Genomic DNA, 10,566 nt, shown 5'->3' with positions numbered 1-10,566 from the left:
CTTCAATCGCACCATACTGGAATTGAAATGTAAGGGAAAATCTTCACCTGCTCCAGGAGCCGATACCTTCAATCGCACCATACTGGAATTGAAATTCTGTGAAGACGCAAGTCGAGGAAGCCAAGGCGGATCCTTCAATCGCACCATACTGGAATTGAAATGTGGTTTGAGGGCAAGATGCACATCATGCTCCCTCCCTTCAATCGCACCATACTGGAATTGAAAGAAAACACGTCAGTTAACATGCGGTAGAACTTGCGCGCCTTCAATCGCACCACACTGGAATTGAAATTAAACACAACCTTAACAAAGGGAGTAAAAAGCTTAGGAAATGGCCCCAACCTGCACATAATCATCTCTATGTTGACGATCTTCCCGAGCATCTGAGTAAACGAAAAATTTATATTATTGGCGAAAAAAGGAACCGTGGATATTGCGATACTTTGTCCTCGTGGTTGCAACGATCTGATTCAACTAAATCTTCTCAAAGGAGCAAGTCCACGCTGGTGTTACTAAGTCACCAAGAACAACAAAATAATGGTCAAAGCTTCTGTTTGGAGAAATACAGGTTAAAAAAAGCCACTTCTACGTTCACAAGAGCAAAATCATTTGGGTGTAACTGCCGAAACAATCGATTTGAAAATCGGAGGTGACAGTCAACTACCTTCGGGAATTAGCTGGAATTTCAACTCCCACCCAACAATCCTGACCAATTCTCAATGTTTCATTCTAAGGACTTAAAAAAATTAAACAAATCTCTTAGAAATGATTCTTTTTTCTTATGTAGATCTCTGACTTAGCACTCTTTATCATAACAATCTTGGTCAGAGCCTTTTTGTTCAGAGCCGTAATTCCCGCTGTTAGAGTAATCTTCCGCAGATCGCTTTGCTCAAATCGCTACCGCCGTTCAAGCGTCTGAAAAGAAGATTCGTGGGAAGTGCGAATCTGCATTTGGGGATAATGAGACCACGATGTCGAAAATGTCCATACGATCAATTCGGGAGGAAATCCTATAAACGTCTTGGGAAAACTGGGCTTCTGAAAGTCCTCTCCAGAACTGAACTAATTAATGAAAAACATCTTCACATCCGGAGTCGGGTTTCTGCAACGACTGAACGAATAGTGGCGACAGGCCATCATATTTGAAAGAAACTGACTGACCAGTACTGAGAAAAAAAAATCATAGTTTTTTTACAGGAAAATCATTGTTTATTTTCAAACTAGTTTTAGATTGAAGAAGAAATTTTTAGAAGCAAACAAATTTTGACTATGACCTCAGTTCCTCCCAGTGTTCTCGCCGTTCTATTGACTGCACATCGACTGTGCTTACCGAAGTTTATTTTTGTTTTTGTGTTTTTGACGTCGTTCGTTATTTCCAATAAGGCGAATGCTGTTGATGTGACTATTACCGGCCCCACTACTGTATGTCCGGATAACTCCATTACCTATACAGCCAATGCTTATGAACTCCCTGCCGGGTGGGAAGTTAATAGTTGCGAATTTGCATGGCATGTCTATAAAGGCGATGAAATTGTAGGATCAGGATTTGGCAAAAATTTCAGTTATACATTTGGAGATGTTGGAACCTACCAAGTTAAAGTAGGCGCTGCAACATGTTGGCCATATAACGGCGGAACAAAAACGATTACTGTAAATTCAAGAATAGTTGTACCTAATCCAATTTCCGGACCTTCGATGTGTGTTTCTGGCCAGTCCTATTCATTCACGACAAGCCCTGGATTACCCAGTCAAAATCCGTCCGGTTCTGAATGTTTCTACCATTATGAATATTTGTGGACTGCACCGTCGGGATGGTCCATCAATGGGGGAGGAAATACGCTTTTTTCACATTCCGAAACAGTCGGTATAAAAGCACCAGTCAACACCCCAGCGGGGAGTTACTCCATATCGGTACAAGCATCTATGCCCAACCAAGGGTATAGCGACCCAAGAACTTACACCGTACAAGTTGGCCCCTTCGCAGTTTCACAGGTGTCCGTATCGGGAACTTCTATGGTATGCAGCGGCAATGCCTATACCTACACCGCTGACGTACCGGGAGGCCATAAGAGCGGCTATACCTACAGCTGGACTTATCCCTCAGGATGGACTGTACAAAACACGTCGACTAATACCATAAGGCTTTACGTTCCGTCTAATAACTCATCCTACGGAACTGTCCGGGTTTCGGTGAACAATGGCTGCGGAGCAACTGTCTTCACAGGAAGAACAGTCTATCCATGCAACTATATGATGTCGACAGGTAGCTTCAAAGTGTACCCCAATCCGGCTCGGAACGAACTCAATATTGAAAACCTAGCCGATTCGGATAACTATTCTGGTTCAGCCCAGCGCGAAGATGCGGGTAGCTCCGAATCCAAAGCATTTAGAGTCGAAGTTTTCGATCATGCCGAGCAAATGGTCAAATCGGGAAAATCGAAAGACGGAAAAGTCCTGCTGGATATCAGCGGACTCCGAGCCGGGACTTACTTTCTTCATATCTACGACGGAAAGAAAGTAGTAAGAGAACAGATATTGATTCAGTAAGCCAACATTAATGCTTTAAGAATCTAACTCTAACCCAAAATGCAGTGTCAGTCTATTCAAAATCAATTCTCATCAAAGTTTTGCTAATTTAGTCTGCATTACCTTTAGAGGTCGTTGGAGAGGAGAAGGCGGAGACCTTTACGGCGAAAAATGATCTGTATGCGGAAATTGGAGGGTTTTCGGGCAGATAGGCTGTGAATTACGGAAAGATAATCTACCAAAAAAAACTCAAGCTGAATATCAGTGTAGGTTTTTCAATGTGCACAACACAATAAATTCTAAGACCACTTAGCTCCCGCAATACCCTTAGAGGTAGCGTATTCTATGGCAAGTCAAATCACCATATGGAAGTAGGTGTCGGAATCCCTTCTTACTTGGAAAAGATCGCCCAATTCGACCTCACTACCTCAAAATTGACTGACAATGTGATTTTAAGCGCAGTCATACCCTTACGATTTGGCTATAGATTCAGACCAGAAGCCCGGAGGGGGAATCTTTTACAGGATAGCATATACACCGTTTTTTAATCTTCCAAGTGGAAGTAGGGATGAATGGGAATTTGAGCCTGTCATGGGTGCACTTAGTACAGGAAAGAGTTTTTAGTCGGAATATCAAAATATGTGATTAGCAATCAAAAACAAACAAAAAGAGGGCAGTACAATAGGCAAAGGGGATTAGTTGGGATAAAAAATAACCAGCGGGTATTTTTTGGTTTAAATTCGAAAAAAGTGAGGGGGAAACCAGTTTTTTTGGGTGATGGCAGAGAAGTCTCCTGGCCTGGTAATCGTATGATTCTAGAGTCGCCGCCCGGCTATTAATTTTAAGAGGAATCAATATGCTCCTGAATGCCGGAAATCTATCTGCGAACTGGGGAATGGCCATAAAAATCTCTCTGGAAAAGATCTTGGTAAAGGGCCGGGATGCAGGGCAGGCAAGTGCCCCATACGTACGGTGGTGTGAGAGGCCCATCTCGTCAGAGCAATCTAGCGACTCCGTCTACTAGAATATGCTTTCGTGTTTTTCTACTTCAAGGTGTAACAACTAGAATTGATCTACTCCAATTCCAAGCGTTATATAGTTCTGTCACATTCTGTTCATAATTCATGCCTTTTGCAGGGTCGCTTACAACAGCCATTCTTGCGGGTTTATTTTGAGGCCATCCACTAAGCATAGCTACAATTTGAACCTGTTCTAGTGCTCTTTTAATACAAGAAGCCCAACACCACCTCGATGATTCTTGTCTACAAATTTGAGCATTCAATTGGCTAGTTGAAAAAAATGTAATCATTCATCTATTTTTTTTAATTTTAGCAGTAATTAACCCAGGAATTGAATAGGAATGTCCGAATATGTTGTCTAACTATCACTCAATAATCGCTTTGAAAAACAACCAGAACATAAATTTTAATCATATCCTATCATTGCTTAATTACTAGGAAATACTGTTGCGCGACAAAATAGGCAATTCTCTTAACGGCTAGTTGCTCAAAGGCAGTTAAGAGATTTTGTTGGATATCGCCCGCTTTAACAAACATTCCGTAAACTTCTGCGATTAAATCGCCAACTGCTCTGGGTTTTGTTAGGGTATCCAGTAATGCGATATCGAGGACATTAAGCAAATTTATCTCCTCTAGCGAATCAAAAGTAGGATCGTACTTCAACAACGTGACATGTTCTCCAGCGTTTTCAGCAAGATTGTAGCGTATTTTCAACTCACTGAATTCATTCAGATCACATTGTTGTACAGCCCAGTCCCACTTACTTTCAATCAGACTTATATTATCGGCACGAGCAAGTATCGTTTTCAACATCTGGTCTTTATCCTCCGTAGGGAGATTCGGCAGTATTTTGGCTTGACTCCGATTAGTCAAGCGTTGTTCTTTTATAAATATACTGCGGTGCTTTTCAAATTGATAAACGTCTTTTAGTAAGGGGTGATACATTTGACTTTGCGACTCATGATCCAAAAGGTCCAAAATTGCCTGAACATCAACAACTTCGGTGTTATCTAATAAGCCCGTAGCTACGAGCGCTTTACTCGCTCTAATATAAGATGGGGCATCAGGCCGAACCATTGGATCTATCCCAAATCCGTAAGCAGATGACATAACCTCATCGACAAATGCTGAACTACATCCATAATATACCCTGTACAACGCCTCAACAGTGACCGGGTCCTGTTTTAATGCATCGTGTAATTTGCAATAGCTGTGAGCGACCAGCCGTTGGGATACAAGGAATGGATACTGCAACTCTGTTGGAAGTCCGTGATGAAACTTTATTGCCATTCTTTGTTCTTCTGCGAATTTCGCTAGTTGTACAGAATAAATCCAAAACCGTAATTCTGTGTCACGCAACTTACTCAAATTCAGCATTGGAATACTGCCATTTATTCCATTTAGATAAGCCCTGAAAAAAAGGCCGTGACTACCGCCTAGTAAACTTGTATCGAAACAAAAATTGCCCGTAACCTCACCGGCTTCATTGCCTGATTCTTCCGCTAAGTCAATCGCGATCATATGCGCGCGACTTACTTCAAAATTATTATGCTGAACAAGGAGAAAGTCTGAGGATGTTGAAATGGTTAACTTTGTCTGGATAAAAACATCGGAATCAACATGTACGAAGGGCTCCGCTTGCTCACTGCAAGCGTAAAGCTTATCCAATGTGCCAGTTGCAGGAAGAAAATTTGGAAGAATTTTGATTTCCACATCCAGACAATTGAGTTTATCAAGAAAGGCCTTTCCTTCTATATCCGTATAAACGAGGACGGACTTGTAAAAGCGATTTAGTTGCCATAAACTCAAAGAAAGCGAAATCAGCGCGTGAATAGGTTTTCCCCATCCGAAGTACTGACCCGTTGCGTTGACTACCTGCTTCATTCGAAAACTCTGGATCACCTTTAAGTCCATTGTATTTAAATTGGGTGGTTCATATCTTTGAACAATCGGGCCAGAATAAAACCAATGAAACCTTCATCTTGATTTAGAATACCAAGGCGATTGTTCGTCATGTGGCAAAGGCTGTCATAAACGTACCACTCATGCGGCATACTACGTTCTATAAATAAAGCTTTCTGGAATGATTCTGGTACAAACAGGCGACCTTTTTTCTTCAAATTAAGAAGAGCTTCGTGCATCAATTCAATATTCTCACACCAGTCTCTAAACCATGCAGAGCTAAAATCAGTAATATTGTCCCTGAGACCTTGGTTAATCGTTTCGGCGAAAGGTTCTAGCACATCCCGCTGCTTTTCAAAAGATTCCGAAAAGGCGGTCAGAACTTCACTTTTATACTTATCCAACTCTTCAGGCGAAGCGCCGACCTTTGAATGGATGGCCGAGGGAAACCAGTTTTGAAATTGTCGCGCAAAAAACTGGTAGGCTTCATAGTTGGTCATACCTGTCTTAACAGCAAAGGCAATATGCATTTGTATAGCAATACCAAGCGCCTGTGAGTAATTCCAAGATGGGTTTTCAATAAGGGCTTGAAAAACAGCCTCCGATGAGTTCTGAAATTGTTGCTCACAAATGGCCATCGCCTGTTCTCCACCATATCGATCTGTCTCAGCCTCATAAGGAACAATTATCATCGTCTTATCAGACACAAATCCAGGATTTCGATGGGATATCGAGTTATCGTCAGTACAAAATTTGCCAAGATATTCCTTAAACGCTTTTTCAACAAGGGGCTTAACCTCTCCATAGAGCTTAGCTTTTTGTCCCTTAAATCTTAGCCGGATATGTGGTCCGTTCTCCCAATATCTCACAAAGAAGAACTGCTCAGCAAGATTTTCATCCATCACCTGCCTTACAGTATCAAAAACGGAAGTGCGTAAAAAGTGTTCCCAATTGCCAGTGTAGTAGTAGTAAAAGCCTAACCAGATCTTCATATATCACAAACAGTCATCGTTGTACCACTGAACTAAACATTCGGTAACCCAAGGATCTCCTTGCCTAGTTTTGATCTGGTCAGGTTGAGGAAGCATTTCCTCTATCTTCAAAGCGGTCGGCACCTTCCGTATAATCCTCTCCAAAAAAAGAACCATTACCGGGCTGTTAAAATTAATGTATTGAGGTTTATAATCGTCAGTCGCTGCTTTTTCTCTCCCTCCCTGTAATCCTGGAGCTCTATTAAAGTGGAACGGATCTACATAGATGAAGACATGATCAGGTAGTTCAAAGTGGCGGGCCCAAGTTCGCACCTTTAGAAAATAGCTCCCGTCGTCCTCAGCATTTTGTCGGAACGGGAGTTCTGACTTGTTCAAAAACCAAGCTCTTCTTTGCAGAACCACATTACCGGCAAACGTGATTCGTGGATATTTTTTACAGCCAATTTCTTTTGTGTTATTGGCGACAACATGCTGATTGACCCCCGCCGTAACTGTATTTAACAAAGGATACTTAATTTTAGTAAAATTATTAAGTAGTTGAAACAAATTGGAGCGACCCTTGCTGCCTTGAAAAGACAAATCATATATAAAGCTTCGCTTTCCGGATGGAGCATGAACAAGGGCAAGTTCGTCTTCAGCTTCATTTAACTTAACGACAAATTCAGCAACTTTTATTTGCCCGGACTCCGGAAGATTATTCTGGCCGCCTGGAACTTGAATTTCAAAAGGCATCATTGCCGGATGAATATTGGCATTAAAACATGATGCATCGGTATTCTCAATATGAAGAACATCTTGTTCTGAAAACTGCATGTTCCATAGCCGGGTGTCTTTTAGTGCCTTTTCTGGCAGGATATGGAGAAAACGACCAAGTAATTTACCATAGCCTGCAAAAACAGAGTTGACCACACCGTTCACCTTACCACCCTCAACGTAAAATTGGACAAATGCCCCAAACGAATTCTGTTTATAGTCAGGGAGAGCAAAGTCAAGTTCCTTATTAACAGCTTCAATATGTCTTGGCGTTATTTCAATAAAGGACTGATCCTTATTATCCTTTAGGACCTCCCGGCCAAGAGCATGCTGCCACTCTAAGACTGATGCATCCTTATGATCAAACTCCGGCAAAAAGTAGTATGGCGGAGCACTATCCTCTCCATGGCCTTCAGAACCGGGAGAACCATTTGAGTTGATTTCGGTCCTTTTCTCAAATGCCTCAATGGCTTTCTTTACGTCGCGATAATAATCTTGGTAAAGTTTTAAAAATGGAACTACTGCATCAACTCCGTACCGATCCACAAAGTAGTTTCGTAGTCTTCGCATTTCGCGGTTAGAGTGATTCATGGAGTCTATATTCTGGCATAGCCAAGCAAGACTTTCTACCGGCTCTGATAGGGGGGGAAATGCAGATACTTTCCTTACAGAATCGTCGTAAAAAATCTGCCGTGGTTTAAAGAAATACTGTGTGAAAGTCCTGATACGAAAGGGCTGGTCGACCTGAGGGTCCGCACTAAGTGAATCGGAAGCACTTCCTACTTCAGACTGGCCCGATGCAGACTGAATTTTTTGACAAACATTTTGAAACGACTGACTAACGGCGGTAAGCGTAGTCTTTCTTTGCACTGGAGATAATTCATGGAATACAGAAGCCGTTTTCCGCATTTCAACTAGTACATCAGACAACTCATTTATACAAGGCACTCCAGCGAGATCTGTTGAAGCAAGTTCAACAAGTCGGACATCCCATTCGGGATCCAATCCAGAAATACCCAAATTATACTCTATAAATCCGTAGTCGATCAATTGTTTAAGGTACTGCTCTAAATCGCTTTGTGAAGTCTCAACTTCTTCGATAAGCACCATTACAAATTCACCCAGCGTGGTTTTTTGAGCCCCATTGAGTATCTCCACAATTCGGTTAAGAATGGGGTCTGAGGCAAGTTGTTGAAAGGACTCAACGTTGTTATTGTTAACGAGGTAGCTAAAAAATGTAGTATTGAAAACAACCGTTGGATTTAGTCGAATTCTCAAGCGTAAGCATACTTCAGGATAGTTTGTAAGAAGGTCTTTCAAATATTTGAAAAGCAGGTTGTTCAACCTGGTGTGACCGATAACTGTCTCGTCTGGCTCTTCAATATCTAAATTACATCCGCCTGTACGCTGATGTTCACTACACCATAGGCTGGTAAAAAAACTGAAAGGTGATGTTTTTGCGGAAAACCGTGTAACATACTTTAGAATACCAAATCCAGTCTGTAGATCTCTTTTGGTAATCCGATCAATTTTTCGGTTAGAGAACTCAATTACTTCGTTCAAAAAGTCAAAAGCCGAAAGTACAATCCCTTTTTGCAGGAGTTGGTTCTGAGCTGCAACCTGTAACTCTCTCCATTCAGTAGCAGTTATTGACTGAATCTCTTCAGTGAAGTGCTGCTCCTCATCTCGAAGCACAGCTTCCATATGCTTGACATCCTCTAAATCCAAAACCAATGATTCCGGTAACACTTCCAATACCGCATCAAAGTCTCTTTGTTTTACATTTCTACCGTTGTAAAAATTCCTACGGAAATTTTGTACTTTATTCTGAACAACAGGGTCGAACTGATGCTGAATAAATTCAAAAAGCTTTTTGCTAACTGATTCCCTTATCCTTTCCAGGGCAACTTTGTGGGCCTCGATGTTTTGGATACGCCCATCAATTGGGTGCTTCCCGAAGCTCATTAGAGGTTTCATTGAACTCCCGGCAACCCGGTAAAGTATGTGAGGGAAAAGATGAACCATGGGTATTATTTTCTCATTAAAAGTTTAATTTGTAATCTTAGGACTGCCGTCTAAAATAGAATGCACTTGATTAAAGATTCGGTCAAAGACACTCATATCACGGGTAATGATTTCGCCGCTTCCAGATAGTTGCTGAGTAAATGGGAGTGTCTTCTGAAAGCTGGTTCGAAGTCCATACGGAAGTGCTACGGAAACGGTATATAAATTTTCATTTGGTATCGGAGAAATCTCTTTTATTCTTCCCGTCACAATACCGTACTCAATATAAGGGAAGTTGTCAAGCTTAATATTCACTTGCTGACCGACCAGGATTTTTCCAGAGCCTGCAACGGGGACAAGCAATTGCCCATAGATTTCCTGGGATTCTGGTACGATCGCAATCACTTCAGTGCCTTCTCTTACAAACTGATTGTTCGTAGTAAATTTGAGGATGGCCGCGCGCCCTGCCATAGGCGCAGTAATTATAAATTGTCGGTACCAATGTTGTATTTGTCCTTCCAGTCTTCTAAGGCTGTTTACCAAGGCATTGCGTTTTTGTTCGAGTTCCTGCATATCCTCCCACTTAATCTGTTCAAGCTGCGCTGTGAGTTCAGCAATCACTATGTCATTAGCTAACATTTGATTTTCAGAAGCTTGATAGTCTTTGATGTTCAACAAGTAAGCTGCTTGTATTTTATTAAAATCCACTTCCGCTATCACCTTTTCAGTGTAAAGTTTCTTGTCAATCTCGAAAGTTCGACTTCTTATTTCTAATTCTTCTTTTTGAAGCACTTTCTGTTTTTCAAGATGCTCATTTAGCCTTTTGTATTGCAGAATTTTACTTTCAATCGATTTCAGTCTAGTTCCAGGCAGCGCCAACTTTTCCGCTGTACGAAGCTCTTGTACGCTTGCCAGAAATTCTGTGTAGCTATTTTGTAGTTCACCAACTTCCAAGCTACTATTCAATGCAATAATTTCGGATGAAAACGCCCCTTGTAAGCTTTCCTCCAACCGATCAATTTCTTGTTGGAGCAGAAAAATCTCCTCCTTATCCGAGATGCTCTCTATAAAAGCCAGAACATCTCCCTTATTCACCGACTGTTCATTTTTAACAAGTATCTCGATCTTCCCAGAACTATTAGCAACGACATTAACTGGCGACACTTCCGTTGTAATTATAACCCTCGAAAGAATCACATCCGGATAGCGGATTAACATACAAAGAAACAGCGCCAACAACACGACTGCAAAGAGAATGGTAATGCCCCAGCGAATCGTCCACGAGGGGACTTGAGCAATAACCTCATGAATTTCCTCGCTATACGAGTCGATTATTTCAGAGTCGTGTTCGTTCATCGTTTTACATAATG

The 10,566-nt window shown here is 41.6% G+C and carries 5 protein-coding genes; 1 reads left to right on the top strand and 4 read right to left on the bottom strand.

All coding sequences use genetic code 11. From position 1 onward, the window contains the following. The first annotated feature begins 1,923 nt into the window (after positions 1-1,923). Entirely contained in the window at positions 1,924-2,547 is a 624-nt protein-coding gene (locus tag G459_RS30220; RefSeq protein ID WP_169725057.1) for a T9SS type A sorting domain-containing protein, read from the top strand. Positions 2,548-3,965: 1,418 nt separating this feature from the next. Here the strand turns inward: G459_RS30220 and G459_RS0121430 are convergent. Genes G459_RS0121430 through G459_RS0121415 form a run of 4 tightly spaced genes read right to left on the bottom strand, consistent with a single transcriptional unit; the run spans position 3,966 to position 10,552 of the window. Continuing rightward, entirely contained in the window at positions 3,966-5,459 is a 1,494-nt protein-coding gene (locus G459_RS0121430) for a DUF6734 family protein (RefSeq protein WP_026969460.1), read from the bottom strand. Positions 5,460-5,464: 5 nt separating this feature from the next. Beyond that, the gene (locus G459_RS0121425) at positions 5,465-6,439 is read right to left on the bottom strand and encodes a thiopeptide-type bacteriocin biosynthesis protein (RefSeq protein ID WP_084454617.1); all 975 of its coding nucleotides are present in this window, start codon (positions 6,437-6,439) and stop codon (positions 5,465-5,467) included. Between the two features lie 3 nt (positions 6,440-6,442). Next, positions 6,443-9,217, bottom strand: a complete 2,775-nt coding sequence (locus tag G459_RS0121420; protein WP_084454616.1) for a lantibiotic dehydratase — start codon at positions 9,215-9,217, stop codon at positions 6,443-6,445. A gap of 24 nt (positions 9,218-9,241) precedes the next feature. Further along, complete coding sequence (locus G459_RS0121415) at positions 9,242-10,552, bottom strand: HlyD family secretion protein (protein ID WP_026969457.1); 1,311 nt, start codon at positions 10,550-10,552, stop codon at positions 9,242-9,244. Positions 10,553-10,566: the final 14 nt, after the last annotated feature.

The organism is Algoriphagus terrigena DSM 22685, from assembly GCF_000429445.1.
GTDB lineage: Bacteria > Bacteroidota > Bacteroidia > Cytophagales > Cyclobacteriaceae > Algoriphagus > Algoriphagus terrigena.
Note: the sequence above shows the minus strand (reverse complement) of the source record. Positions and strands in the feature narration are given on the sequence as shown.

Excerpts from the sequence above, each read along its gene's own strand:
- G459_RS0121430 (WP_026969460.1), bottom strand. The coding sequence starts at position 5,459 with ATGGACTTAAAGGTGATCCAGAGTTTTCGAATGAAGCAGGTAGTCAAC.
- G459_RS30220 (WP_169725057.1), top strand. The coding sequence starts at position 1,924 with ATGCCCAACCAAGGGTATAGCGACCCAAGAACTTACACCGTACAAGTT.
- G459_RS0121420 (WP_084454616.1), bottom strand. The coding sequence starts at position 9,217 with ATGGTTCATCTTTTCCCTCACATACTTTACCGGGTTGCCGGGAGTTCA.
- G459_RS0121415 (WP_026969457.1), bottom strand. The coding sequence starts at position 10,552 with ATGAACGAACACGACTCTGAAATAATCGACTCGTATAGCGAGGAAATT.
- G459_RS0121425 (WP_084454617.1), bottom strand. The coding sequence starts at position 6,439 with ATGAAGATCTGGTTAGGCTTTTACTACTACTACACTGGCAATTGGGAA.